Annotated in this window: 24 protein-coding genes; 11 read left to right on the top strand and 13 right to left on the bottom strand. The window is 45.4% G+C overall.

The window, feature by feature from the left end; genetic code table 11:
• The first annotated feature begins 341 nt into the window (after positions 1 to 341).
• Together R7E38_RS13620 and R7E38_RS13615 are read left to right on the top strand one after the other, a co-directional pair.
• Positions 342 to 881 carry a redoxin domain-containing protein gene (locus tag R7E38_RS13620; protein ID WP_005375460.1) on the top strand — a complete coding sequence of 180 codons (540 nt, stop codon included), beginning with the start codon at positions 342 to 344 and terminating at the stop codon, positions 879 to 881.
• Positions 882 to 1,393: 512 nt separating this feature from the next.
• A complete protein-coding gene (locus R7E38_RS13615; protein ID WP_025768479.1) occupies positions 1,394 to 2,077 on the top strand; it encodes a hypothetical protein in 684 nt (227 codons plus the stop codon).
• A 195-nt stretch (positions 2,078 to 2,272) separates the two neighbouring features.
• Here the strand turns inward: R7E38_RS13615 and R7E38_RS13610 are convergent, their stop codons facing one another.
• Together R7E38_RS13610 and R7E38_RS13605 are read right to left on the bottom strand one after the other, a co-directional pair.
• Entirely contained in the window at positions 2,273 to 2,638 is a 366-nt protein-coding gene (locus tag R7E38_RS13610) for a winged helix-turn-helix transcriptional regulator (RefSeq protein ID WP_005375456.1), read from the bottom strand.
• 167 nt (positions 2,639 to 2,805) lie between these two features.
• Complete coding sequence (locus R7E38_RS13605; RefSeq protein ID WP_158173166.1) at positions 2,806 to 3,390, bottom strand: NAD(P)H-dependent oxidoreductase; 585 nt, start codon at positions 3,388 to 3,390, stop codon at positions 2,806 to 2,808.
• 271 nt (positions 3,391 to 3,661) lie between these two features.
• On the opposite strand from R7E38_RS13605, the gene R7E38_RS13600 reads away from it, so the two are divergent.
• The gene (locus R7E38_RS13600; protein ID WP_005375451.1) at positions 3,662 to 4,003 is read left to right on the top strand and encodes an ArsR/SmtB family transcription factor; all 342 of its coding nucleotides are present in this window, start codon (positions 3,662 to 3,664) and stop codon (positions 4,001 to 4,003) included.
• An 85-nt stretch (positions 4,004 to 4,088) separates the two neighbouring features.
• Positions 4,089 to 5,144: an ACR3 family arsenite efflux transporter gene (gene arsB, locus R7E38_RS13595; RefSeq protein WP_005385145.1), complete on the top strand. Its 1,056-nt coding sequence runs from the start codon at positions 4,089 to 4,091 to the stop codon at positions 5,142 to 5,144.
• Positions 5,145 to 5,180: 36 nt separating this feature from the next.
• On the opposite strand, the gene R7E38_RS13590 is transcribed toward arsB, so the two are convergent.
• Positions 5,181 to 5,960 (bottom strand): helix-turn-helix domain-containing protein, encoded by a 780-nt coding sequence (locus tag R7E38_RS13590; protein ID WP_226084258.1) that lies wholly within the window; start codon positions 5,958 to 5,960, stop codon positions 5,181 to 5,183.
• 19 nt (positions 5,961 to 5,979) lie between these two features.
• On the bottom strand, positions 5,980 to 6,513 hold the full coding sequence (locus R7E38_RS13585; protein ID WP_158173167.1) for a YbhB/YbcL family Raf kinase inhibitor-like protein: 534 nt from the start codon (positions 6,511 to 6,513) through the stop codon (positions 5,980 to 5,982).
• 187 nt (positions 6,514 to 6,700) lie between these two features.
• Here R7E38_RS13585 and R7E38_RS13580 point away from each other — a divergent pair, with 187 nt between their 5' ends.
• Positions 6,701 to 7,492, top strand: a complete 792-nt coding sequence (locus R7E38_RS13580; protein WP_226084259.1) for a PhzF family phenazine biosynthesis protein — start codon at positions 6,701 to 6,703, stop codon at positions 7,490 to 7,492.
• A 99-nt stretch (positions 7,493 to 7,591) separates the two neighbouring features.
• On the opposite strand, the gene R7E38_RS13575 is transcribed toward R7E38_RS13580, so the two are convergent.
• From R7E38_RS13575 to R7E38_RS13540, 8 genes are all read right to left on the bottom strand, one after another.
• Positions 7,592 to 7,954 (bottom strand): RidA family protein, encoded by a 363-nt coding sequence (locus tag R7E38_RS13575; protein WP_005534602.1) that lies wholly within the window; start codon positions 7,952 to 7,954, stop codon positions 7,592 to 7,594.
• A gap of 14 nt (positions 7,955 to 7,968) precedes the next feature.
• Complete coding sequence (locus R7E38_RS13570) at positions 7,969 to 9,015, bottom strand: lactonase family protein (protein WP_226084260.1); 1,047 nt, start codon at positions 9,013 to 9,015, stop codon at positions 7,969 to 7,971.
• Positions 9,016 to 9,094: 79 nt separating this feature from the next.
• The gene (locus tag R7E38_RS13565) at positions 9,095 to 11,548 is read right to left on the bottom strand and encodes a beta-N-acetylhexosaminidase (protein WP_262664419.1); all 2,454 of its coding nucleotides are present in this window, start codon (positions 11,546 to 11,548) and stop codon (positions 9,095 to 9,097) included.
• Positions 11,549 to 11,638: 90 nt separating this feature from the next.
• Complete coding sequence (locus R7E38_RS13560) at positions 11,639 to 12,268, bottom strand: bifunctional 4-hydroxy-2-oxoglutarate aldolase/2-dehydro-3-deoxy-phosphogluconate aldolase (protein WP_226084261.1); 630 nt, start codon at positions 12,266 to 12,268, stop codon at positions 11,639 to 11,641.
• A gap of 16 nt (positions 12,269 to 12,284) precedes the next feature.
• Complete coding sequence (locus tag R7E38_RS13555) at positions 12,285 to 13,229, bottom strand: sugar kinase (protein WP_226084262.1); 945 nt, start codon at positions 13,227 to 13,229, stop codon at positions 12,285 to 12,287.
• A gap of 102 nt (positions 13,230 to 13,331) precedes the next feature.
• Positions 13,332 to 14,852, bottom strand: coding sequence for a sodium:solute symporter family protein (locus tag R7E38_RS13550; protein ID WP_226084263.1), 1,521 nt, complete (start codon positions 14,850 to 14,852; stop codon positions 13,332 to 13,334).
• A 234-nt stretch (positions 14,853 to 15,086) separates the two neighbouring features.
• On the bottom strand, positions 15,087 to 15,479 hold the full coding sequence (locus tag R7E38_RS13545) for a RidA family protein (RefSeq protein ID WP_005425100.1): 393 nt from the start codon (positions 15,477 to 15,479) through the stop codon (positions 15,087 to 15,089).
• A gap of 51 nt (positions 15,480 to 15,530) precedes the next feature.
• Positions 15,531 to 16,976 carry an N-acyl-D-amino-acid deacylase family protein gene (locus R7E38_RS13540; RefSeq protein WP_226084264.1) on the bottom strand — a complete coding sequence of 482 codons (1,446 nt, stop codon included), beginning with the start codon at positions 16,974 to 16,976 and terminating at the stop codon, positions 15,531 to 15,533.
• A gap of 179 nt (positions 16,977 to 17,155) precedes the next feature.
• Here R7E38_RS13540 and R7E38_RS13535 point away from each other — a divergent pair, with 179 nt between their 5' ends.
• The 6 genes from R7E38_RS13535 (at position 17,156) to R7E38_RS13510 (ending at position 24,716) form a co-directional block, all read left to right on the top strand.
• Entirely contained in the window at positions 17,156 to 18,427 is a 1,272-nt protein-coding gene (locus R7E38_RS13535; protein WP_226084265.1) for an amino acid deaminase, read from the top strand.
• Between the two features lie 89 nt (positions 18,428 to 18,516).
• Entirely contained in the window at positions 18,517 to 19,380 is an 864-nt protein-coding gene (locus R7E38_RS13530) for a MurR/RpiR family transcriptional regulator (protein WP_005425077.1), read from the top strand.
• A gap of 420 nt (positions 19,381 to 19,800) precedes the next feature.
• Complete coding sequence (locus R7E38_RS13525; RefSeq protein ID WP_180827035.1) at positions 19,801 to 21,432, top strand: methyl-accepting chemotaxis protein; 1,632 nt, start codon at positions 19,801 to 19,803, stop codon at positions 21,430 to 21,432.
• Positions 21,433 to 21,737: 305 nt separating this feature from the next.
• Positions 21,738 to 22,688, top strand: coding sequence for an HlyD family secretion protein (locus tag R7E38_RS13520; protein ID WP_017821513.1), 951 nt, complete (start codon positions 21,738 to 21,740; stop codon positions 22,686 to 22,688).
• A 4-nt stretch (positions 22,689 to 22,692) separates the two neighbouring features.
• A complete protein-coding gene (locus R7E38_RS13515) occupies positions 22,693 to 23,619 on the top strand; it encodes an ABC transporter ATP-binding protein (RefSeq protein WP_262664411.1) in 927 nt (308 codons plus the stop codon).
• Positions 23,619 to 24,716, top strand: a complete 1,098-nt coding sequence (locus R7E38_RS13510; protein WP_226084268.1) for an ABC transporter permease — start codon at positions 23,619 to 23,621, stop codon at positions 24,714 to 24,716. The genes R7E38_RS13515 and R7E38_RS13510 overlap by 1 nt, the downstream gene beginning before the upstream one ends.
• Before the next feature lie 109 nt (positions 24,717 to 24,825).
• Here the strand turns inward: R7E38_RS13510 and R7E38_RS13505 are convergent, their stop codons facing one another.
• Positions 24,826 to 25,197: a hypothetical protein gene (locus R7E38_RS13505; RefSeq protein WP_005375433.1), complete on the bottom strand. Its 372-nt coding sequence runs from the start codon at positions 25,195 to 25,197 to the stop codon at positions 24,826 to 24,828.
• Positions 25,198 to 25,434 lie beyond the last annotated feature (237 nt).

The following is a 25,434-nucleotide window of genomic DNA, read 5'->3' as shown; positions in this document are numbered from 1 at the left end:
GAGGAAAAAATGAAGAAGCCAATGATGGCGTACTTTTTTCAGCAACGCCTAGCTCAATCGAGTAATAAAATAGAAGTGATGACTCTGGTTTATCTTAACGATATGTTCCAGTGGTCATAGCCTAACCTCAAGCAGAACTTAGCTCCTGATACTACACCCCCACTTCGTTGTATCTTAAGTTCTGCTTTTTCATCTTTTGCACTCTACTACCTTATTGCAGGTTACTAAAAGTTAACTAGTTGAAACACCGCAAAACAGAGTCTACATTGAAGTCTCATCCCCCAATCGCTTTGTTGAGAAAGGGGCATTCATGGATATACACCACCAATTCGGGAGTCAATATGGCAACTTCAGTGAAACTTAAAGCGGGCGACAGCTTCCCTCATCTTCAAGCCACTTTGCTAGATGGTTCAAGCGTAACGTTGGGTCAGCCGCAAGGTGATGCGACTTGGCGAGCAGTATTCGTTTATCGTGGTAAACACTGCCCTCTTTGTACTAAGTACCTCAACGAGCTTGAGAGTTACAAACAGGCTTTCGCTGATGCTGGCGTCGATATTCTTGCCGTTTCTGGCGACTCAAAAGCACAGCTAGAGGGGCATCTAGAGAAACTCGAAATCAGCTTCTCTATCGCTTACGGCCTGACCGAAGAACAAATGAAAACGCTAGGCTTGTATGTATCTATTCCTCGATCTGAACAGGAAACCGATCATAATTTCGCAGAACCAGGTCTGTTTGTGGTGAATGAACACGGCGACTTACACGTGGTGGATATTTCAAACAACCCGTTTGTTCGCCCTGAGCTTGGCGCGCTATCACGCGGATTGGCATGGATTCGCGATCCAAACAATAACTACCCTATCCGTGGCACATTGGATTACTAATATCTTCTACACCCAAGTAAACTTTCTATCCTTAAATAAGCTAGGATTCTTGCCTTAGTGAGAATAACTTGGAATGCATATCAGATCCGTGAGATCTGATATGTATCAACAAGTTGGAAATAGAGTCCTTGTTCATTATACAACGCCTTGATGAAAAACAAGATCAGTGAAGCCCAGGCTCCCCTCAAACAACGTTAGTTATTTACTTCTAAGTCACTTTCACGATAAATACATGAAATTAAGACTAAAAACTTAGACTTAACGGATATATAAATCATAACGGTACCTACACAAGTAGTTGGCTAGCGATTATTATCCTATTGCAACTCACAATTGTGCAAATCTAATAATTCATACCATAAATGAAAACATAGATACCGTAAGAGACAAAATAAAAGCAAACGATTAAATTATCAATAAAACACCGTTCAATTAAAATAAAAAACATTTCACTTTATAAAAATGTAATTAATCGTTATTTGCAATCACACATCTTAATTGAGAAATACAGTATGAATAAAATCTCTTTGCTTTATATGGCCGTTTGTATCGGATTAGTTGGATGCGGTTCAGGAGGAAGCGACAACGATCCAGCAAAAGATATACATCCCACCATTTCAAATCCGGAACAAGTCAACGCAATGACGGTGGACAAAGGTCATTTCTATTGTTCTGTAAACCAACAAAAACTGGAACACGGAGGGACATCTGCAAGCATGTCCTACCTGATTGAAAAGAAAAGAAATTCTACGGTTGTCGACGATTATGAATGTACCGAATACGGTTTAAAGAAAGGTGAGTCAATTATCGTCACTAAAAGTGCAATTGAAAACTTTTCATACTCAAAACATTATAAAAGCACGAAGAAGAATGACATTAATGGGTTTAAAATCATCTACCCTACAGGGCTTACGACTCCGATTAATAAAGATTATGAAAAAATTACGATCACGTATAATACGGAGAGACCTGACGTTAACATTAAGATAATTCAATATTTTGACGAAAAGTCTAAATTATATACCATCAAAAAATATGAAAACCACGTTAACGACAAATCACCAATAGGTTTAGTTGAGAAAGAGGAATTCGATAAATATTCCGATTTTGAAAAGAAACTGGAATTAAATAGTGCTTTTTTAAATTCAACTGAAGTGAGTGATTTATTCTACAACTTATTAAGTATGATAAAATAATAACTAAAAATCAAAAACTTAAAAAGTACGATTATGCTCAAGTAGCCTCGATATGCCTGACTCGAAAGAGTACGTTGTTTTACGAAACAAATTACGATTTAAATGAAGCACATCTAAGTTACTTGGGTATAAACGGCGATGTATTGTTAATCAGCTTTCAAAAGAGAGTAACGTTTGCGATTAACTACTTTGGTCTTAACGAAGCTCAATTTGATGCTTTTCAGACCAAATTCGCAAATCATCAAGAATCTTAAGTGCGGTACGGCCGAACTCTGTTAGTTCATAGCTTACGGCAATTGGGCGGTCGCTGATCACTTTGCGCACCACCATACCTTCCGCTTCTAGCTCTTTAAGGCGTTGGTCGATCATCTTTTTACTTGCACCGCCTAGCATGCGTGCTAAGTCATTGAAACGAACTGGGCCGTCTTTCAAATGATAAATCAGAGAACCTTTCCATTTACCACCAATTAGACGCATCCCTTTCTCGATAGCACATGGCTCCGCACATACGTTCGCCACTGACTTACGACCTTTGCTATCTACACTGATTCTGCTTTCCACAATACACCTCAAGATACGCACCTAATCTAGGTAACGAAAAGTAAGCTAGATACATTTAGTGCTTTAGAGTAATAAAAACGTCACCTCGCCGCAAACAAATAAAAATGGACCGCATGCAGCAGTCCATCTCAATTCATCATTCAGTTCGCACTATCTTTCTAAAAGGATTAGAAGTTTTCGTTAATGTGAGCTTCGAAACGAACAAAATCGTTTTCGATATCTGCGTTCTTCATCACGTCGTAACAAGCAAATGTAGGCAGTGCTGACATACCAAAGAAGCGGAAGTTAGCGTGCATGTGGAGCATCAAATCGTCCACGCCTTTACCTTGGAATAGGTATTCGCTCTCATCATCAAACGATTCTTCTGGCGCGTTGAATGTCAGTGACAGCATGTATTTGCTGTTGGTTTGAGTGCCGCCTGTACCATAGTTTTTCTTTGGTTCTTCTGCGCTACGGCCATCGAATGCACATAGTGCGCCGCCCATACCCGCAGTAAACACGTCGTCCATGTATTTTTTGAATGACCAAGGCACAGACATCCAGTTGATTGGGCTTTGGATGATCACGCGATCAGCCCACTCAAAGTGTGCGAGTTGCTCATCTACGTTGATCTCATCTTGCATTGTCACAACGCGAACCTCATGGCCTTTTGCTTGCAGAAGCGTCTGTGCTTTGTCGACAAGAGAAGCATTTAGACGACCTTCTGAATATGGTGATGGTTCGTGTGCATTGATGATCAGTACGTTGCTCATGGGATTACCTTTAAATAAGTTCACAAGATGACGCAGTAACCATTGTGCGTCGGATGTGGTTTATTATGGTAACCTAGAAATATAGTGCAATTAGTTAACTTTTAGTAACCTACTTAATTTTTTATTATATCACTGTTTTTAAAACATATATTTTTTTCAATTTTTTATTCATCGTTATTTTACGATTAATTTTTTCATCGAGTTGTTGCATCTTCCACAGAGCAGGCGTACACTTTATCGCAATTCGACGATTAACTATTAAGGCCAGCGAATGAGTGATAAGTGCAAGGACACGTGCGAAGTTGTTTTTCAGACAACGCAACAACAGCTCGAGAAAGAACAAACTCTCGCAGCGCAAGCAAAAGCTTTGTCGCATCCAGCACGTTTGCGCATTCTGCATATCCTGCACACGCTCGATACCATGGGTGGTTGTTTGAACAGTGATTTGGTTTCTGAACTGGGTCTTGCGCAATCTACTGTTTCCGAGCACTTGCGTATTCTCAAGCAAGCAGGCTTTATCAGCGCCGAGCCAAACCCACCTAAGGTGTGTTACCGCATTCAGCGCGACGCGTTTGATCAGTTCAATCTAGGCTTTTCCAAGTTATTTGATTAATTCCCTTTGCACGCTGGTCAGGCGTGCAGAGATAAACTATACCTTCAACTATCGCCTTTCGACGATAAACGAATAAGAGAACACTATGACTACTCAAGTTTTAAATAGTGCCAGCGACAAAATGAGCTTCTTGGACCGTTACCTAACGGTGTGGATTTTTGTCGCAATGGCAATCGGTGTAGGTATTGGCGCAGCGTTCCCTCAAGTTGCTGAGTGGAATGAGTCAATGTCAGTCGGCAGCACGAACGTACCGCTCGCGATTGGTTTGATTTTGATGATGTACCCGCCGCTAGCAAAGGTGAACTACAACCTGCTAGGTACAGTGACGAAAGATAAAAAAGCGATCACGCTGTCTTTAGTCATGAACTGGATTGTCGGCCCTATTTTAATGTTCATCCTTGCATTGACTTTCCTAGGTGATCATCCGGGTTACATGGTTGGTATCATTCTGATCGGTCTTGCTCGTTGTATTGCCATGGTATTGGTATGGAACGATATCGGTGGCGGTAACAAAGAATACGGTGCAGCTCTAGTTGCATTAAACAGCGCTTTCCAAATCGTGACTTACAGTGTGATGGCATGGTTATTCATCACTGTGTTGCCACCAGTCTTTGGTTACGAAGGTTTCGTGGTTGATATCTCGATGATGGACATCGCGGAAAGCGTTCTGATTTACCTTGGTATCCCATTCCTAGCGGGCTTCCTAAGCCGCAAATGGCTGGTCGCTGCGAAAGGTGAACAATGGTACAACGACGTGTTCATCCCACGCATTTCACCAATTACGCTTATCGCCCTACTTGCGACCATCGTACTGATGTTCAGCTTAAAAGGTGAAATGATTCTTGAACTGCCAATGGATGTATTCCGTGTAGCAATTCCACTGGCTATCTACTTTGTGTTGATGTTCTTTGTCAGCTTCTTCGTTGGTAAGAAAATGGGCATCGACTACGACAAAAATGCATCGATTGCTTTCACGGCAACAGGCAACAACTTTGAATTGGCAATTGCGGTTTCTATCGCGGTGTTTGGCCTAAACTCAGACCAAGCTTTTGCTGGTGTCATTGGCCCGCTGATCGAAGTGCCTGTGTTGATTGCTTTGGTGAATGTAGCATTGCGAATGAAGGCCAAATATTATGGCTAACCTAAAAAGCACAAAAAATACAAAAGCGGTAAAACATTAACTCACTACCGTTTTAATATACTCGCTGGGCGTTAGGCCGAACTTACTTTTAAAGCGTTGGCTAAAACGCCCCTCTGACTGATAACCACACAACTGTGCTAGCAGCGCAACGTTATACGAGCCATTTTGCATCAAGTAAAGTGCGTGATTTAAGCGCACTTCTGCCAATACTTCACGATACTGGGTACCTTCTTGTTTCAGTTTGCGTATCAATGTTGCTCGGCTCATAGCAAAGTGCCCCGCGGCCATGTCTAATGGATGCTCATCCCCTGGAGAGCGCGATAAGTAACGACTAAGTTTCTGACTAAAAGAGATATGTGAACTCGAGAACAACCGATGCAATAACCCTCTCTCAGCTAGCTGCTGATATAGGCCCATAATCCAATAGCGTTGTGTCGCTTCACTTAAGCTTTCCCGCTCAAACGAAAACAAAGCATTTAACGTCGCTTTCAATGCTTTATCTGTCTCAACAACGGGTACATAGTTTCCTAATGCGTTGCTCATGCTTAGCTCCAACATTTCATCGCTAGGCACACAGTGAAAACTGAACATTCGAGAAAGAAATCGCCCTTGTAGAGGAAGGTTTTCAAAATTTAGGGATGCATTTGCTTCACAAAGCATGATATTTGGATCATGGATGTCGAGTACTTCATCTTTCCAGAAAAGATGTTTACTCCCCTTAACAATCTGAATAAGGCTTGGGGAGTGAATCCTGACATTACGAAGCTTCTGCTGCTGCTCCGCACGAAACAGCGTAACCTGATATTGGTGACCCATTCTCTCCCCTTATATTCAATTATCGCGTGTAAGTCGTGGTTAATGTCGCTTTACCCAAAGCAACACTATTCAAAGTAAACCCTACAATGGCTGGAGGCGTGTTTTCAGCCAAATTCAGTTCTTCAGTTGGCAATGACCACACCGTAAACTGGTAACGATGCATCCCATCATTCTTTGGAGGACACGCGCCGCCGAACCCCGTTGTGCCGTAGTCAATACGAGATTCTTTGCCGCCTAACTTGTTCATATCAATGCCTCGAGGCAGCTCGCTAACGGTGGATGGAATATTAAACGCTATCCAATGCCAAAAACCACTGCCTGTTGGCGCATCGGGGTCATACACGGTGATCGCAAAACTTTTTGTGCCCTTTGGAGCTTCTTTCCACATCAATTGTGGTGATTGATTCCCGCCATCACATCCCCAACCAGAGTATTCAAATGTCTTCGCCATCGGGTGGCCTTCTTGAATATCTCTACTCACGAGTTCAAATGCATGGGCAGAACCGACCGCAAAAACACTCAATACCAAAACTGATTTGTAGATCGCTTTCATGTTTTTCTTCCTTTCAATGAATTCAACACTAGTGTAAGTACCCAGCAGTCCGAATCCTTGTCAGTAAGTATCAAAAAACACAAAATAATCTATAATTTTGACACTTTAAGATTCTAACACAAATTTCTTACTCTCTTAATTGCACTTGGTTTATGCTAATTAATCGCTCACGGAACAAGGAAGGAAAATGGAATTGGATATCTACGTGGTGGACGCCTTCACCGATACGCAATTCAAAGGCAACTCAGCAGCGGTGATACCGTTAGAGGAATGGCTAGCCCCAGAATTGATGCAAAATATCGCGACAGAAAACAACTTATCAGAGACGGCTTTCCTAAAGTCCATTGGCGCAAACCAATATGAGATTCGTTGGTTCTCTCCGATTACTGAAATCGATTTCTGTGGACACGCAACACTGGCCTCTTCGTTAGTTCTGTTTGATGAGTTTGGCATTAATGGCACGATTGAATTTCATACTCTGGAAGTAGGGACCCTCACCGTAGAGAAGAATGCGCAAGGTAAGATCGAGATGACGTTCCCTGCTCGTCCTCCAAAAGCCGTTTCTGATATTCCCTCGGCATTGATTGATGGCCTAAGTTGCGATGTGGAACGCGTACTGCTTAGCCCTCAAGCGTATTTCGTGGTGGTCGGCAACCAGCAGGAGGTACTTGAGGTTCAATACCGTTCAGAGCACCTCAAGACACTCGCTCCTTACGATGTGGTCGTTACCGCGAAAGGTGATCAACAAGACTTTGTATCGCGTTACTTTTGGCCTGCAAATGGTGGTGACGAAGACCCCGTAACTGGCTCGATTCACGCTGGGTTAGCACCGTTCTGGGCAGAAGCGTTAGGCAAAACATCACTGGTCGCTTACCAAGCTTCTCAGCGCGGAGGCATTTTGCACTGTGAAGTTACTGGCGAACAAGTAAGAGTATCTGGCGACGGCGTGCTCTACATGAAAGGCAAGATTTTTGTGTAGACCTTTAGTTTGTCTTTAGCATTAGCCCAATAAAACAAAGCCCAGCGTTATTGAGCTATATAACGCTGAGCTTGATGGTTTAAGTAGAGTGATGTCGAACTACTGGAACTTCTCACCCGCAGCAGCAACAAACGCCATTTCTACCAACAGTTCAGGGTTCGCCAATTCAACTTTGACGCAAGCACGGCTTGGTGCACAGCCCTCAGGGAACCACGCATCCCATACTTCGTTAAGGGCATCAAAGTTAGCAAAATCCGTCACGTAAATCGTCACAGATAGAATGCGCGATTTATCGCTATCAACACTGGCTAGCATTTGCTCAGCTTGGTCGAAAATCTGTTGTACTTGCCCTTTCATATCTGCAGTTGTATCTGCTTCTGCTACCTCAACAAAGTTGGCTATGCCATTAAATACCGTTACATCTGACCAACGTTTGCATGGATTAATACGATGAATTGTCATGTTATTTCTCTTAATTACGGCTTCTCAACCAAACACACAGGCGCACCGATGTCGCACGAATATCCGGTTGGAGTGATAGCGCCAGTTTCCGGATTCCTGTGAAAGCTAGCGACATTATGTGAATGTTGATTAGCAACGAGCATCCACTGCCCGTCACGGGATAAAACAAAATCTCTTGGGAACGCGCCACCACAATCGGACGCGGCAATTTGAACCGGAGTATTACTCGTTACATCAAATGTACTGATCAGATTTTGCGCGCGGCATGAGACATAGACAAAGCGCTCATCCGCAGAGAGACGAATAGCAGACGCCGCTTCTTTGTTCTCTTCATCGGCTAGCAGTTTAACTTGCTGAGTCAGATTCCATTGTCCGTTTTGCTTGCGAAGTACCACCAGCGTTTCAGACAATTCGCAAACAACGTACGCGACAGATTCATCACGATTGAAGACCAAATGACGAGGCCCAGAACCAGCAGGCACAGCGATGCTTTGAGAAAGTGAAAACTCAACTGTCTCACCATCATTGTCGTAGTCATAGAAGTGAACACTGTCTGTGCCTAAATCGACCACAGCCAATTGAGCGGAATGCTCTAGAAAAGTGACTTGATGGGCATGAGGGAAAGTTTGACGGTCAATATTGGGACCATTGCCTTCTACATACAATTCTGCAATGGATTTCAATGGCTTACCTTTCTCATCAAGTTGGTAAACACTTACATTGCCGGAACCGTAGTTTGCAACAGCGAGTAACTCATCTTTAATGTCGATATGGCAAGGGTAGTCCCCTTCAATTGGCAATCCATAGCTGTCTATTTTTTCAGCAAATATCAGCTCTGCACCTTCCAAGCGATCGACTTCATTAAAGGTATATAAACCCTCTCCTTTGAGCGCAAGGTAAGAAGGGTTACGAACCGTTTTCACCGCTTCTGGAACAAGTTCATTGGTGAGCGTTAATGCGCCAGTAGCAGTATCGAGAGAAACACACGCAATGCCCTGACTTTGGCTTGGTGAATCGGTATAGGTGCCTACATAAAAATGTAAGTGACCATTTACTATCATGGGAAACCTTTAGGAGATAAAAGAGTGCTTAACCGATAAGATGCCGCCTGCGTTACGAGACGGCAATCCCTTTTAGTTATCAATCGGTTAAAGTGTGAAGCAACTGCTCGGTTGGTACTACGATGGCGACAATCGTTTCATCAAAAATAATCGCATTTTCATTGATGATGCGTTGATACGCTTCAGCGTCAGATTGGCTAATGTCACTGCCCTGCTTGGTGAGCTCAATTAAGGTTAAACCTAAATCGGCAACTTTGATTGCGGCTTCTGCAACTGGCACCGTTTCTACTGACGCCACGTTGGCCACGAAAATAGGTTTGGCTTGCTGCGCTGCTAACTTAACGCTTTGATAATGCATCGCTAACGCATCCAACGCAGCTTTATCACCTAGAGCATAAGCTGCGACCAAGTCTTTCATCTTATACACTGCTAGGCTTTCTACTGGCAGTGCATCCGCGAAGCGGTTTAGTCGCTCATACTGGTTGTACAAATCGCCTTCATTTGGCGTAGAGATCCACTTCTCCCAATGACGAGCGTAGTATTGAGCCGGCTCGATGTACTTCGCTAACGTTTGTAGCGGCGTTTCATCTGCACCATTAGCAAGACGTTTCAACATCATATGGGCGTCAGCATGATGGCGTAGACCAAGTGAAATCTCAGACCATGTATCCATCACCTTCATGCGCTTGTACATGCTGCGCTCATCGGTCAGTTCTTGACTCGACCATAGACGCTCAGCAATCGCGTAACTTCGTGGCCATAAGCGTTGCTCGATGGTCATTGAATCGAGGTTTTCACCCCAGATAGTGATTTCTCCGCCTAAAATTAACTGCTGTTCTTTTTCGGTCAGTTCAGCTGGATAGCCACCGTTCGGCTCAGGAATGACACTCCCCTGCATGTCACTGCTCGCGACCAATTCTCCAGTCGCAGGCCAACGAACATTGCCAATCAATTGGTAACTGGTGTCTTTCAACTTGCCATCCGCAAAGTCATAGTTGAATTCGGTGTAAGACATAAAGTTATCGAAGTGGCCTTTAAACTTCACACCTGGCACATACTCGATGATGAACACCTCTTCACGAGACTTGCCGTTGTAATCGGTAAACGCACGGTAGCTGCCGTCTGTCGCTTCAATAATGGTTAGATTACCTGTACGTGGACCACCTTTGTTGCGTGGTTTCACCCAATCATAAGTCGCGAATTTCTCACCTTGATGAAGTTGGTCATCAACGGTGATTCCTTTCGGCATTGGGTCATTGCGATAGTGGTAACTGGTTGGCTGCGGCTGGTCTAGGTAATAGCCTGTTGAGAGAATGCCTTGGTAGCCCTCTTTGGCTGCTCGACCTATACTGTCGTGCCCTTGCCAACTTTGAATCACAATCGAGGTTGGAAGGTCTTTGTGCCAGATTTCATCCCAGCCAGTCATCTTCTTGTCGCGCTGTTCCAGCATCTGTTCAACCTTGGTGTTCAGATACGATTGAAGACCACGTTCACCATCCAGGTTGTTGTCTTTGATGAACTGTTGAATCTTCGGGTTGTCTTTCCACTGTTGGTAATTTGGTTCATCCCCGCCGATATGAAAGTACTCATCTGGGAAGAGCTCAACCACTTCGTCAAACACGCTCGCCAGCATCTTATAGAGTTCGGGATTGGTCGGGTCCATTAACGGCTCAAACACACCCCAGCCACGTTGATGCGGATAAGATTGCTCACCCATACCAGACATTAATTCAGGGTAAGCGTGCGCTACTGCCGAAGCATGTCCCGGCAAAGAGATTTCAGGGATAACTCGAATGCCAAGGTTACGCGCGTAATTCACCACATAGCGGATTTCATCTTTGGTGTAGTAATCACCATCTGCGGTGTCTTGCCACAGTTTTTGGTAATTATCGAGCTGGATACGAATCGCTTGGTCATCCCAAATATGCCAATGGAAGACGTTCATTTTTGCTGATGCCATCGCATCGAGTTGACGAAGAATCACATCAAGTTCGATAAAGTGACGGGAAGTATCGTAAGAAACGCCACGCCAAGGAAAACGTGGCTCATCTTGAATCGACACCGCAGGCACAAAGTAGCCAGTCGCGTCCGTAGTCACTAACTGCAAGAGGGTTTCTAAACCATGGAAAGCACCGTAAGGGCGTTCAGACCGAATGATGATCTGACCATTACGCGATTCAAGTTGGTACGATTCATCGCTGTTAATGTCTTGCACCTCTGACTTGGGCGCATTACGAATATCAATCACCAGAGTCGCATCTTTTTCCGACTCGGCATGCCAGTTCAACATCGGTAAGCCGGTTTGACGATATAGACGATCCATGGTGCGCTTAGCGTTGAACTGCACGCGCGGTGAATCGTAGCCTTTGATGTAAATGCTGAAGGATTTATCAAGTGTGATTTTACCCTGCCCCAACTCTACATTTTGTGGGTAAGGCATTAGGTTAAGATCGGTGTTGGGGGTCATCGCCATCGCTGCCGTTGGAATTGTGATTAAGCCTGAAATGAGTAGTGCTAATGTACCTTTGTTCATACGCGCCATCCTGTCGTTGTTATTATTGTTCAACCCAAGTCACGCTATTTAATGGGGTCTCGCGACTTGGGTAAAAGAGCTCTGTTTGAGTTACGCAACCAGCTCTACTGCTTCACGAACCAGCTTACCAATTTCGTCCCATTGTTCGTTTTCAATTAAGCTCGGTGCCACCATCCAAGTACCACCGCAACAAACCACACGGTCGATAGCTAGGTAATCATTGACGTTGCTCTTACCGATACCGCCTGTCGGCATCAGACTCACATCAACATAAGGTGCGAGTAGCGACTTCACCATCGCGATACCACCGCTCGCTTCTGCCGGGAAGAATTTGAGGAAGTTCAAACCCAACTCTAGTGCTTGCTCAACCTGACTTGGGTTATTGACGCCCGGTACGATTGGCATGTTGATTTCTTGGCAGCGACGCACGGTATTTGGGTTCAACCCCGGCGCGACAATAAACTCTGCACCCGCGTCTTTCGCTTGGGTAATTTGCTCTGGCGTCAGTACCGTGCCAGCACCGATGCACATTTGCGGATAAGCGTCGCGCATGGCTTTAATCGCATCGGCAGCGGCTTCTGTTCGAAACGTCACTTCCGCAACTGGCAGACCGTTTTCTACTAACACTTTCGCCAATGGAATCGCGTGCTCTACCTTATTAATTTGAATAACAGGAATAACTTTGAAGTGCTGAAGTTGCTGAATCATTGCTTGGGACATAATATGTTCTCGGAAATTATCGAATTAGATGAGTCATGGCGTCGTTTGGAATGATCGCGCCAGGATATTGAATAACGGTTGCCGCTAATGCGTGACCGAGTTCGGCTGACTCCTCACAGCTTTGTCCGGTCAATCGTCCTGCAAGGTAACCAGCAGCAAATGAATCGCCGGCGGCACACGTGTCGATCACTTTGACAACCTTCTCGGCGGCTACGTAAGCGCTTTGCTTGTCGTCACCTTGCGACCAAACCAATTTGCAAGGCTCACAGCCACGTTTAATCACGATTTCTTGGCAACCAAAGCGAAGGCAGCGCTGCTCGGCACTTTCCTCTTCCCCCCATACCAAGACATCATCGTCTTCAGTGATAAGCGCAATGTCGACTAAAGGCAGAATTTGGCTGTACCAATGCTTTGCCTCTTGTGCAGACCAAAGTTGAGGACGGAAGTTATTATCGAAGATAACCTTGCCTCCAGCTTGTGAGAACTGACTTAACGCCTTTTTCAGCCTTACTTTGCTATCGTCATTTAGAATCGCAATGCTGATGCCACTCAGATAGAGATAATGCAGCTCTCGGTTCGCAATCGCGGCTTCTAATTTGTTGAGCGAAGAGGTAGAGAAGTAACTTTTAACGGCTGCGCTGTCACGCCAATAAAGAAAGCTGCGTTCGCCTTCTTGGTCAGTCTGCACCATGTACAAACCCGGAAGCTGAGCTGGGAAGATCTCGACAAGATCAGTCGCAATGCCTTCTTGTTGCCAGTTTTCCAGAAGCACTTGAGAAAGTACGTCCTCCCCAAGACCGGTCGCGTAAGACACTTGGACAGGTTGTTGAGCCGTTAGTCGAGAGAGGTAAAGTGCGGTATTGAGCGTGTCGCCACCAAAGCCTTTGCGAATTGGGTCGCCGCTCAGTTCAATCATGCATTCGCCAAAGAAAGCAATTTTAGTCTGGGATGAATCGGTCATCGTTCACCTACTTTGGATAAATTTAGAATGGTGGCTCGGGGGAGCCACCAGTTTGTCAGGAGCTTATAAGCGAGTTTCTGTTCGAGCCGAAACTCTTTGCTGCTAAGCGTTTTGATTTGCTGTTGTGCGGTTATTTAATGAAACATCTTCTTCCAGAACGCCTTTGTCAGACAGTTCCATTTCCATCAGAGCACGCTCATCATCAAGGATTGCTCGTGCCATTTCTGGTGACACTTGGTTAGCTGGAGTCACTAGGCTTACTGCCACACCAGCGGTTAGGGCAAACAAGCAAGATGGAATCACTGGGTTGCCCCAGAAAGCGGTCAGGTCAGGGCTAAGCATTACTGCAAATGAAGCAATAGACGCACCTGCCAATGTTGCCAATGCACCTTGCCAGTTGTAACGCTTCCAGAAGCGACCCAACATACCGCACACGAACATGCCAGACATAACTGTCGAGATCATCTTAGTGATGTAGCCGATGATGTCGTTAGAGGTTAGCGCGAACAGCAATGCACAACCGATCACTACAACCAAAGCCAAGCGAGAGTAATTCAACATGGATTCTTTGTTTGGCACGCGACCGGTGAACATAACGTACACATCACGCAGTAAGATAGACACGCCCGCAATCGCATCGGAACTTGCACTCGACATGGTTGCCGATAGACCTGCAATAAGAACGATAAGACCAACGCCTACTGGCAATACCGTTGCCGCGATGTATGGGAAAGCAAAGTTCGCGTTGTTCAACTCAGGATCAATCGCATGCGCCGCCATACCAATAACTGCAGGGATGATAGAGAAGAACAAGTACAGCACACCAGACGCTACGAATGAACGGCGGATGGTTGATACATCTTTGCCTGAGTAGATGCGTTGGCGGAATGAAGGCGTTGCAAGTACACCCACACCAATCACGACGGCAAGAGAAACCGCAGGGATTAAACCAAGCTTATCAATCGCAAGGAAGCTCACCGCTTCTGGGTCCATGGCAGAGTACAGGTTATCCAAGCCGCCAATGTGTTGCACTGACAGTACCGCCATTAGAATGAAGCCAACGAATAAGATGATAGCTTGAATGGTGTCCGTCCAAACCACCGCAGTGTAGCCGCCAATAACCACGTAAATGGTAAACGCTGCTGCGATGATCATCTTCGCAGTGCTCAGCTCAATATCGGCAATCCACGCTAGGTACATACCACCACCAAGGATGTGTGCGCCCAACCAGCCAATAGAAGCGATAAAGATAAGCAGACCAACCACGTTCTTCACGATGCGGTTTGCACCTACGTAGTATGCGAGCTCTTCACTCATAGTCATAAAGTTGAGTTTACGGACTGGCGCAAACCACAGCGCCAATAACAAGATACCAATTGCGCCGCCAATGCCGTAAAGCGCACCAGCCCAACCGTTTGAGTAACCAAAGCCAACCGCGCCCATACTTGAGCCCGTGCCAACCATGGTTGCTACCGTGGTACCTAATACGAGGAACAGAGGTAAGCCTCGACCACCGAGTAGAAAGTCTTCACCTGATTTTTGGTTGCGAGAGACAAACCATCCCAACCAAATTAAAAATAAGACATACGCACCGAAGCCGGTAAGAAAAAGTGTACTGTTCATTGAACACCTCTCATATCAAAATCCATCTTTCAGATTGATATAATTCCAGCAGCAAGTATTAGATTTTATTCCAGAAATTATCTAATTTTATTTTTATAGCTTTTGCTAAATATATTAGGCACTACTGCTTTATGAAATTATATTTATGTAGGGAGTGAGAGTGCCAAAAAGATAATAACAGGAAAGTAATTATTTCCGGCACTCTATTTTATTTAATTAGGTAAAGTGTGATTTCTATCGGCGATCTTCGCGGTAGCAAGTCACATCGACTTCGACTTTCACGTCCACCACGAGATCACACACCATACAAATACGTGCAGGTGGGTGGTCACCAAAGAACTCTCTGAACACTTTATTGAACGATTGGAAGTAACGAGAATCCGTTAGCACCACCTTTACGTGTACCACGTCAGCTAGCGTGTAGCCTGCTTCTTCCATGATATCAACACAGTTTTGAATCGCTAGGCGAGATTGGTCAACGATACCGCCTTCTACCACTTCGCCGTCAGTCATTGGTGTTTGACCTGATACGTATAAGAAGCCGCCCGCTTCTGTTGCTCGTGCAAATGGTAAATGTTGACCGCCAGTACCTACGCCGCCTTCTACACCATAACGTTTAATTGACATAATATTCTCCAGTGATAATGCTTAATCTATAAAATTAATTTATTTAATAAGTTATTGATGGGTATTACTTCGATAAATAAATACGCCATTTCTATTTTCGGTGACTTTATCTTTTAAATAAGATAGCTCGCCATTTACAAATACAGATTCAATACCTTGCGCGACGGAAATTGGATTTTCGAACGTTGCAGTATCTTTAATTGTATTTGGGTTAAATAAAACCAAGTCTGCGTAAGCGCCTGTTTTTATTTCCCCACGATCTTTCAGTTGATAGCGTGTTGCTGACATCCCCGTCATCTTGTGAATCGCTTCTGCCAATGGGAAAAGCTGTTCTTCACGACAGTAATGCCCCAAAACTTTCGGGAATGTGCCCCACAAACGTGGATGTGGGTGCGGGTCATTTGGTAATCCGTCCGAGCCCACCATGGTCAACTTATACTTAAGGACACGTTTGACGTCGTTTTCATCCATGCAGTGATAAACCGCGCCCGCAGGTTGCAACGCTTTTGCTGCTTCCATAAGAGGCAGTTGCATCTCGTCAGCAATGTCTTTCAGCATCTTGCCAGCGTGTTCGGGTTTGCTTTCAGACCAAGTGATGAAGATGTCGATTTCATCCGTCACCTGTTTTAAATCCAACGTTGAAGAACTCGCAGAATATGGGTAGCAATCGCAAGACACGTCTTGATGCTCAGAAACCTTATCCATCAAATCCAGCACTTCTACCGTGCGTCCCCAGTTGCCTGCGCCTGCACATTTCAGATGAGAAATCACCACTGGCACTTTCGCGTACTGCCCAGTTTCAAAGGCTTCTTCCATTGCGCTGATGATTTCTTCAAACTCGGTACGCATGTGTGTGGTGTAGATACCACCGTGATGGCCAAGAATTTCCGCTAGGCGCATGACTTCATCCGCGTTCGCTTGCTTGGCACTCGCATAAGCAAGACCCGAGCTCAAACCCAATGCGCCCTCTTCCATCGCTTGTGCCAGTGTTTGGCGCATTTGCTCGATTTCTTCATCGGTAGCCGTGCGCAGTAAGTCGTCCATCACGTTGTTACGTAAAGTTGTGTGACCGACTAACGCAGCAACGTTGACCGCAGGGTTTGCCGCTTGTACCGCCTTCGCATACTCCGCAAAAGTTGGGTATTTGAAGTCTTCCTGCTTGCCCAATAGGTTCATTGGGTCTGGCGGGGTATCACTGAGTACCGCAGGACTCGCGCTAATTCCGCAATTGCCTACGATTACCGTCGTCACACCTTGGCTGATCTTTGGCAAGCAGTCAGGGTAACGAATCACATTGGTGTCATCGTGCGTGTGCACATCAATAAATCCCGGAGCCAACGCAAGACCCTGACCGTTGATAACCTTCTTTGCAGAAAGCTCGTCTAGCTGCCCTACTTGCTCAATACGATCTTGACGAATCGCAACATCAGCAATGAATGGTGCTGCACCCGTACCGTCAAATACCTCCACGCTTTTGATAATGGTATCGAACAACATACTTCACTCTCTTCGTCCGTCGTTAACATGATTCCATCTTAATAATTCTTGAAATTTAAACAGTGAAGAAACACACAAAAAACTCAGGTTTGTTTGATACTTTCTAACATATTATTTATGGTAGTTAGCAACAAACACTTAATATCAACCACTTAGACCATGTTAGAAGTAGGTACGCCATGAAAGACAATCGCCAAAAGTGTGATAAAAACTATCATAATGAGTGTGTTACCACGCCAGGTTACGGAGAAAAGGCTCAACCTGTTGCGTGCAATTCCGATGGGTTACACAGTTTGATCCATGAAGAGATCACCCTGCCCGCAGCGGTGATCAAATCTTCTTCATTGAAGAACAACCTCGATTGGATGCAGCGTTTCGCGAATCAGCACAAAGTGAAGTTGTCACCGCACGGTAAAACCACCATGACTCCCGCTTTCTTTCAGCAGCAATTAGAAAACGGCGCTTGGGGCATTACCGTTGCAACGCCGGCTCAGGCAGAGATTGCGGCGCTAGGCGGAGCGAAAAACATCATCATGGCGAACCAACTAGTCGGGCGCGCTAACATGACCATCATCGCCAACTTGATTGAATCCCACGGAGTCAACTTCTATTGCTGTGTGGATTCAAGCCGAAACGTCAAAGCGCTAGAGCGTGCCTTCGCTGAACATCAATTGCCGCTTAATGTACTGATTGAGTTTGGTGTCGAAGGCGGTCGCTGTGGATGCCGAAACCAACAAGATGTGGTTGAGCTCGCCACTCTCATCCACCAGCAACCTCACCTTACACTCAAAGGTATCGAGGTTTACGAAGGTGTCATTCATGGTGACAATGCTGAGCAGGACATCCGTGACTTCCTCAACACCACATTAGAAATCGCAGCCCAACTACAAAACGACAAGTTGATTGAGTCTAAACCTCTGGTCACAGGCGCTGGCTCTGCTTGGTATGACGTAGTTTCTGAATGCTTTGCCAACCTAGAGGATTTTGATGCCGTCATTCGCCCAGGTTGCTACGCGATTCATGACACAGGCATTTACCTAGATGCACAAAACAAAGTCATGCAGCGCGCTGAAAACAATCAAGGCGCAGCGTGTGACTTAGGTGGTGACTTGAAATCAGCACTAGAGCTTTGGGCTTATGTGATTTCTCGCCCAGAGCCAACCAAGCTAGTTGCCGGCTTTGGTAAACGTGACGTGGCGTTTGATGCTGGATTGCCAATCCCTGAGCGCGCTTACCGCGATGGTGCGTCAATCTCTATTGAAAGTGCTGTAACGACCGCGGTGATGGATCAGCATGCGTTCATCGAAGTAGACGCAAACAGCGACCTTCAAGTGGGTGATATGATTGCCTTCTCAACCTCTCATCCATGTTTAACGTTTGATAAGTGGCGTGCCGTGGCGGTTTGTGATGATGAGTATCAAGTCACTCATTGGGTGAAAACCCGTTTCTGATGATGAGCTTAGTGAGGCTTTTCGTTATACTTCATGCCAAACCAGTGGAGGCGGCACAATCGTCTCCATGCAAAAGATAGGAACACAGCTTGAGTTTAGAAGTCGATATTATCTCTCAAATCACTGAACGTTTCAGTGCGCTGCGCGATGCCGAAAAGAAGGTCGCGAAGTTGATCATGGACGACATTCAAACTGCCGCCAATGCCAGCATTACTGAACTGGCAGAAAGCGCAGAAGTGAGTGAAGCCACCATCACCCGTTTTGCTAAAGCTGTTGGCTGCAAAAACGTGCGTGATATGAAGATCAAACTGGCACAAACCTTAACGGTTGGACAACGATTCATCCTTGAGCCACCTGATCAAAGTGGCTACCAAGGCATCTATGAGTCGATCAAGCAATCCCTTGATGTAAACCGCAGTTTGATTGTTGAAGAAGATATCGACACTGCCGTGAACTGGCTGCACAACGCAAGACAAGTGATCTGCATTGGTATGGGTGGCGGCTCAACCATTGCAGCACAAGAGATGCAGCATCGTTTGTTCCGTCTGGGCTATCCTGTTGTGGCGTACAACGATGGCTTGTTATCGCGCATGATTGCGGCGACGGCAGACGCGAACGATGTGTTGGTCATGATCTCAGCCACTGGCTATACCCCTGCCATCATAGAAACCGCGCAATTAGCCAAGCAGTACGGCGTGAAAGTTATTGTGATTACTCCGAAAGACACGCCTTTGACTGAGCAAGCCGATTTGGTTCTGCCTATTGAGCACCAAGAGACGGACTTCATCTATAAACCATCGGCTTCTCGTTACGCGATGTTGGCTTTGGTTGATGTACTTTCGATGGCTTTAGCCGTTAATCATAAGCGACGCTCGCGCGATAAACTTCGTCGACTCAAAGTTGCCCTCGACTCTTATCGTGGCGGTTTGGAAAGACAGCCTCTTGGTGATTAAACCAACGTGATTTAGATGCCTTAAGTCTTGGCTATAAAACTCAAACAATGAAGCCCGATGTTCAGCATCAAGCTTTTATTTTACCGAAATAATACTTCAATTCGGTATGATGTCTTGTTTTAATATTTAGGAAAATTTGCTAACACATAAATAACGAAATTAATCAATAAGAAAATTCTGATTGAATGTAAGGTTATCAAGATTAATACCAATTCGTACTCGAAATAATTTATAAGTTAATTAATTATTTCCCCCATCAATATTGATTAACTATTAACTTATTTTCAAACGAAATATGAACATTAAGTTTCCATTTTATTTTGGTTTCCGATAAAACTATTTGAGACTTTCATCACACTAAATTTCAAATCTCAGGAATAGACTCCGAGCCTTTCAAGCCACCCAATTTGCAGTGAGTCTATGAAACTTTCTAACCTAAGTATTAAAAGTAAAATCAGTGCGTTGATACTTGTTATCTCCGCTGCCGTCATTGCGTTATCTTTCTTCTTTACCTCTCAAATAAAACTTATTGATGGCAAGATGACAGAATTTTCTGACACCACAGTGCCAAGTATTTTATTGGTAAAAAACATTGAAATCGAAATTGGCACCTTAAGAAAAGACGAATTCTCTTTGCTGACCAATGTAAACCATGCTGAATTTAACACTTGGCTTAAAGGTTTGGATGAATCAGAAAATAAAATCGACAACTATATTGAACAATATGGTAAAACACTTTGGGATCAGCGCGACCGTGATGCTTATAATGAAGTATCGAGTGCGTGGTCAAAATACCGTAGCTTCAACGACAAATATTCAGAGCTATTGACCACAAAACGCATTGATGAAGCCAACGCTATGCTGCTGGATGGTTTTTCAACGTTCCAAGCACTTTCTAGCTCGATTAAAGATCTGGTTGAGTTAAACCAAACCTTCATCAAAGAAGACATCAACAGCACTCACGATGTGGTAGCAGACGCCATCACTTACAGCATTATCGCGATTGTTGCTTTATTGGCATTGAGCTTTGTACTCGGCCTATTCCTCACAAAACAAATCTGCTCTCCACTGCAATACGTGGTTGAAATGGCCTCTAAGATTGCTTCCGGCGACCTTACTTACAAACTTCCGCGCAATAAAATTGGTAACGACGAGCTCGGTTTATTGGCAGACGCCTGTGAAGATATGCAAGCCAAGCTGCTGAGTCTGGTCGACAGCATCTCTTCTACTACCGCTCAGGTGAGCACCGCTACCGAGGAAGTGAGCGCCATTTCAGAACAAACCTCTTCAGGCATGGATGAGCAGCAGCAACAACTTAACCTGATTGCGACTGCCATGAACGAAATGCAAGCAACGGTGCATGATGTTGCAAGCAACACAGAAGCCGCTTCAGAAACTGCAAACAGTGCCTCTCAAGAAGCCAAAGAAGGCTTAGAAGTGGTTCAAGAGTGTATTGAACAGATCAACGAAGCTTCAGTCGCGATTCAATCTGTAGGTACCATGGTAAGCGAGCTAGAGCAAGACGCATCGAACATCAGCGTGGTGGTTGACGTGATTCAAGACATCGCAGAGCAAACTAACCTACTTGCTCTCAATGCCGCAATTGAAGCAGCCCGCGCGGGTGAACAAGGCCGCGGATTTGCAGTTGTAGCTGATGAAGTTCGTACGCTAGCGAGTCGCACACAAGCATCGACAGAAGAGATCATTGCCATCATCAGCAAGCTTCAGAATTGCTCGAAAACCGCTGTATCGGCAACAAACAACAGCAGCGATTTGATTCAAGTGTGCGTTGAACAAGCTCAGCGAGCAGGTACGACGATTGGTCACATCGAGCAAAGCGCTGACAACATCGCTGAAAAGAGCATCCAAATCGCGAGTGCGTGCAGTGAGCAGAGCTCTGTGACTGAAGAGCTGCATCGCAATGTCGAACACATCAACCAGTTCTCTAGCGAAGTCGCAACAGGCTCTCGTCAAACCGCGATTGCGTGCCGAGACTTAAGTGAACTGGCGGTTGGCCTACAAGAAATCGTCAGTCAGTTTAAAACGGCTTAAACAGCCATTAAAGGTTGCGTTAACTTTGTCCTAGCGCGCTCTGTAAAGCCCGATGCTCAGCCATCGGGCTTTACTTTATCTAGCCGTTTCTTTACGCGTGCACGGTAACCCACTATATTTGAATGAGAATATTCTTAGAGACGCATTCAAGAGTGAGGCCAGCTTCAATAATTAATCAATTGATGAATATTGAAGGAATTAACTTCCTAGCCGGACAAAACTGACTCACGTTACACTGAATGCAGTCCCATACTCTTCTATAGCTTGATACGAGTTCGAGCTCACCTTCTTAGAGGAAGCGTCGCATGATGAAGCGAATCATTCTTGGCACCCTAGCCCTGACTCTTTTAACTGCCTGTTCCAAAGATGACGGACAGCAAGCCCTTGGCACATTAGAACGTGACCGCGTAACCTTCACTGCCACCTCTAGCGAGATAATTCGTGCCCTACCCATTAAGGAAGGCAGCCAAGTCACCGAAGGAGAAGTGCTGGTTCAGCTCGATACAAAGAACCAAGAAGCCGTTTTAGCTCACGCAGTTGCCGAACAAGCCAAGGCTGACGCCTATCTTTTGAAATTGACCAATGGTGAGCGACCAGAAGACATTGCCGCAGCGCAAGCACGCGTTGCCAGAGCGGAAGCTCAATTGGTTGAAGCGCAAAAGAACTACCAACGTAAAGCGGAGTTAGTCCGCAAGAAACTCATCAGCCAATCAGAAAAAGACACCGCTTTAGCAGCCAGAGATTCTGCCCGCGCTGAATTGGACTCCTCACAAGAAGAGTTCAGTAAACTGACCGCTGGCTCTCGCCCTGAAGATATTGAACAAGCGAAAGCCGCACTCATGGCTGCAAAAGCCGATGTAGCACTGCAAGAACAAAAGCTGGCAGAACTCACCATCACGGCCACGCGAGATGGCTTGTTAGATAACCTACCGTTTAACCTTGGTGAACGCGTTCCTGTTAATGGTATTGTTGCCGTAATTCAAGCCAGCCGCGTCCCATACGCTCGTGTTTATGTTCCTGCTAACTATCGAGTCGACTTTGTGCCGGGTAAAACGGTTAACGTGCATGTAGATGGCGTTGAGCAACCATATAGCGGCACCGTTCGTTGGGTTGCAACTGAACCTTCATTCACACCTTATTTCGCGCTTACCGAGGAAGAACGCTCGCGTTTGATGTACCTTGCAGAAGTCGACCTACAAGACTCAGCACAATCCTTGCCTTCGGGCATTCCAGCGCAAGTGGATTTGGTGGAGTAAGCCAATGACCGAATACGCGATTCAAGCTGAAAATGTAGTGAAGAAGTTTGGTGACTTCACCGCCATCAACAACATCACGCTTAATGTGCCCAAAGGCAGTATTTATGGTTTTCTTGGCCCCAACGGCTGCGGTAAATCGACAACCATTCGTGTGTTAACAGGCCTACTCAGCCCAAGTGAGGGCAATGTCGATGTACTCGGGCTAGAGATCCCAAAACAATCTGAGCTTCTGCGCCTTAAGATAGGCTACATGACACAAAAGTTCTCGCTTTATGATGACCTGACGGTTCAAGAGAATCTTGAGTTTATTGGACAAATCTTTGGTATGGAAACCAAGGCCCTGAAAGCTCGCATCGAAGAACAACTATCCACCTACGGTCTCGACCAACTACGTAAACAGCGCGTCGGCGGAATGAGTGGCGGCCAGAAGCAGCGCTTGTCTCTCGCCGCAGCGACCATGCATAAACCAGAACTGTTGTTTCTTGATGAACCCACGTCTGCGGTTGACCCAGAGAACCGACGCGATTTCTGGGAGCAATTGTTTGATCTCTCTGACCAAGGCACAACGATTTTGGTCACAACGCACTACATGGATGAAGCGGAACGCTGCCATCGTCTGGCGATTATGGAAGCCGGGGAAATCCGCGCCGATGGTGAGCCAGAAGAGCTCATGGCGCAAATGGGCGTTAACATCGTCGAAGTCAAAGCGGATAAATTACGCGAGCTAAAAGAGAAAGTCATTCGACGCGAAGAAGTACGCTCAGCCGCACAGCTCGGCATCCGCTTACGCATTTTGATCCACCAGCACATCGAACAACCGATCGAATGGTTAACCCAAACCTTTCCAGAGCTTGAGGGCTGCGAGATGAACATTGCTCGTCCTAGCTTGGAAGATGTGTTTGTCAGCGTTACGGGAGAAGGTCGCCAATGATGAAATCTATTGCCCGTATGAAAGCGGTAATGATCAAAGAGATCCGTCAGCTTTCACGTGACCGAATTACCTTTGGCATGGTCGTGATGATCCCGTTGATTCAGCTTTTGCTGTTCGGCTTTGCCATTAATACCGATATTCGCAACATTCCCGTTGGCGTCGTCGATCAAAGTGGCAGTACTGCTGGGCGTGTGATCACCGAGTCCGTCAAAGTCACGCAAGTGGTCGATGTGGTCGAAACCTTCGCTACCGCTTCAGAAGCCGAGCAAGCTATTCAAGACGGTTTAGTGCGCGCGGCTTTGATTCTACCTAGCGACTTAACCCAACGTATGGTGCAAGGCAGAGAGCTTGGCCAGTGGATTGTGGATGGTTCAGACACCATGATCAGTTCTGCGATTCTCTCACTACAAACCATGCCGTTAACGGATTTTGATTTTGAGATACGCCCTGCTCCAACCAAAACCTTTGAAGTTGCGCTGTATTACAATCCGAGTCGACGCTCGGCGGTGAACATTGTCCCCGGTTTGTTGGGTGTGATTCTGACTATGACGATGATCTTGTTCACCAGCGCAGCCATTGTTCGAGAAAGGGAACGCGGTAATTTAGAGTTATTGATTACTACGCCAATCCACTCCATCGAACTCATGTTAGCGAAGATCATTCCCTACATCTTTGTTGGTCTGATACAAGTGTTTATCATTTTAGGCTTGGGGCACTGGATATTTGGTGTGCCGATAAACGGCGCCATTAGTCAGATACTGTTTGGCACGCTGTTGTTTATCGCCGCGAGTTTAACCTTAGGTTTGGTGATATCCACCATTGCGACGACGCAGCTTCAGGCCATGCAGATGACGGTATTCATTCTATTGCCGTCGATTCTTCTGTCCGGATTTATGTTCCCTTATGAAGGAATGCCCATCGCGGCACAATGGATATCCGAAGCGCTGCCTGCCACCCACTTTATGCGAATTATTCGTGGTGTGGTGCTGCGTGGTGCAGACCTAATGGAGCTATGGCGAGATACAGTTTGGTTACTTGGATTCACCGTTATCGGCCTTATTGTCGCTTCATTTCGCTTCAAAAAATCACTCGACTAATCCCACGATATTGCGTTCATTCCTTAAAAACAAAAATAGCCCCAACGAAGGGCTATTTTTTGTTTGTGTATTCATACACTGTGCTATCGAGCTCAACTCTCAGACAATATTAATAGTACTCACCGTAGGAACAATCTCGTAAATCGGAAATATTGTAGTTTTTCAAAGAGTTTATTTTAAAGTTGAACACTACCTGTTTACAGACAACGCCTTCGCGATCCGTGTACGTGATAATACCTTCACTGTACGCACGCTGACCATCAGAGGATGTCACGTCAGCAACAAGTTCCAAATGGCCCTTATGCGCGTCTACGCGATTCATCATCTCAAACACATCTACCCACTCTTCGCGATTTGCCATTTGTATTAGCATGGACTTCGCCTGTGTTTCCAACTGCTGGGGGTATACATAATAACGGTTGTAACCAAAGTATGCGCACATAAGTAATAAAACGAGTGCAAATGAGGTTGTTCTTGTCATACAAGCTTCCTCTTGTTGTTATAAAAATCTTGCTTCGTTAATTCAGTATAGGAAGCGAGCAAAGTTTAGGTTATAGAACTTGCCCAAATAACAGAGGACAGTCAGAGACAGTCAATTCTATGACAAGCTCAACAACAAACTTTATTGCACTCTCATCATGGGCTTGAACAAAAATACGCCATAGAGACAGTAAGAAGTAAGAAGTAAGAAGTAAGAAGTAAGAAGTAAGAAGTAAGA

The organism is Vibrio sp. Vb2131 (assembly GCF_033338535.1).
Classification (GTDB): Bacteria; Pseudomonadota; Gammaproteobacteria; order Enterobacterales; family Vibrionaceae; genus Vibrio; species Vibrio alginolyticus.
The sequence above is the reverse complement of the archived record's forward strand: the minus strand, read 5'-3'. Positions and strand labels throughout refer to the sequence as shown.

Bases quoted from the DNA above. Each gene is read 5' to 3' on its own strand.
- R7E38_RS13505 (WP_005375433.1), bottom strand. From the start codon at position 25,197: ATGACAAGAACAACCTCATTTGCACTCGTTTTATTACTTATGTGCGCA.
- R7E38_RS13620 (WP_005375460.1), top strand. From the start codon at position 342: ATGGCAACTTCAGTGAAACTTAAAGCGGGCGACAGCTTCCCTCATCTT.
- R7E38_RS13520 (WP_017821513.1), top strand. From the start codon at position 21,738: ATGATGAAGCGAATCATTCTTGGCACCCTAGCCCTGACTCTTTTAACT.
- R7E38_RS13615 (WP_025768479.1), top strand. From the start codon at position 1,394: ATGAATAAAATCTCTTTGCTTTATATGGCCGTTTGTATCGGATTAGTT.
- R7E38_RS13580 (WP_226084259.1), top strand. From the start codon at position 6,701: ATGGAATTGGATATCTACGTGGTGGACGCCTTCACCGATACGCAATTC.
- R7E38_RS13585 (WP_158173167.1), bottom strand. From the start codon at position 6,513: ATGAAAGCGATCTACAAATCAGTTTTGGTATTGAGTGTTTTTGCGGTC.
- R7E38_RS13575 (WP_005534602.1), bottom strand. From the start codon at position 7,954: ATGACAATTCATCGTATTAATCCATGCAAACGTTGGTCAGATGTAACG.
- R7E38_RS13550 (WP_226084263.1), bottom strand. From the start codon at position 14,852: ATGAACAGTACACTTTTTCTTACCGGCTTCGGTGCGTATGTCTTATTT.
- R7E38_RS13515 (WP_262664411.1), top strand. From the start codon at position 22,693: ATGACCGAATACGCGATTCAAGCTGAAAATGTAGTGAAGAAGTTTGGT.
- R7E38_RS13540 (WP_226084264.1), bottom strand. From the start codon at position 16,976: ATGTTGTTCGATACCATTATCAAAAGCGTGGAGGTATTTGACGGTACG.
- R7E38_RS13565 (WP_262664419.1), bottom strand. From the start codon at position 11,548: ATGAACAAAGGTACATTAGCACTACTCATTTCAGGCTTAATCACAATT.
- R7E38_RS13600 (WP_005375451.1), top strand. From the start codon at position 3,662: ATGAGTGATAAGTGCAAGGACACGTGCGAAGTTGTTTTTCAGACAACG.
- R7E38_RS13535 (WP_226084265.1), top strand. From the start codon at position 17,156: ATGAAAGACAATCGCCAAAAGTGTGATAAAAACTATCATAATGAGTGT.
- R7E38_RS13570 (WP_226084260.1), bottom strand. From the start codon at position 9,015: ATGATAGTAAATGGTCACTTACATTTTTATGTAGGCACCTATACCGAT.
- R7E38_RS13590 (WP_226084258.1), bottom strand. From the start codon at position 5,960: ATGGGTCACCAATATCAGGTTACGCTGTTTCGTGCGGAGCAGCAGCAG.
- R7E38_RS13555 (WP_226084262.1), bottom strand. From the start codon at position 13,229: ATGACCGATTCATCCCAGACTAAAATTGCTTTCTTTGGCGAATGCATG.
- R7E38_RS13560 (WP_226084261.1), bottom strand. From the start codon at position 12,268: ATGTCCCAAGCAATGATTCAGCAACTTCAGCACTTCAAAGTTATTCCT.
- R7E38_RS13525 (WP_180827035.1), top strand. From the start codon at position 19,801: ATGAAACTTTCTAACCTAAGTATTAAAAGTAAAATCAGTGCGTTGATA.
- R7E38_RS13545 (WP_005425100.1), bottom strand. From the start codon at position 15,479: ATGTCAATTAAACGTTATGGTGTAGAAGGCGGCGTAGGTACTGGCGGT.
- R7E38_RS13605 (WP_158173166.1), bottom strand. From the start codon at position 3,390: ATGAGCAACGTACTGATCATCAATGCACACGAACCATCACCATATTCA.
- arsB (WP_005385145.1), top strand. From the start codon at position 4,089: ATGACTACTCAAGTTTTAAATAGTGCCAGCGACAAAATGAGCTTCTTG.
- R7E38_RS13510 (WP_226084268.1), top strand. From the start codon at position 23,619: ATGAAATCTATTGCCCGTATGAAAGCGGTAATGATCAAAGAGATCCGT.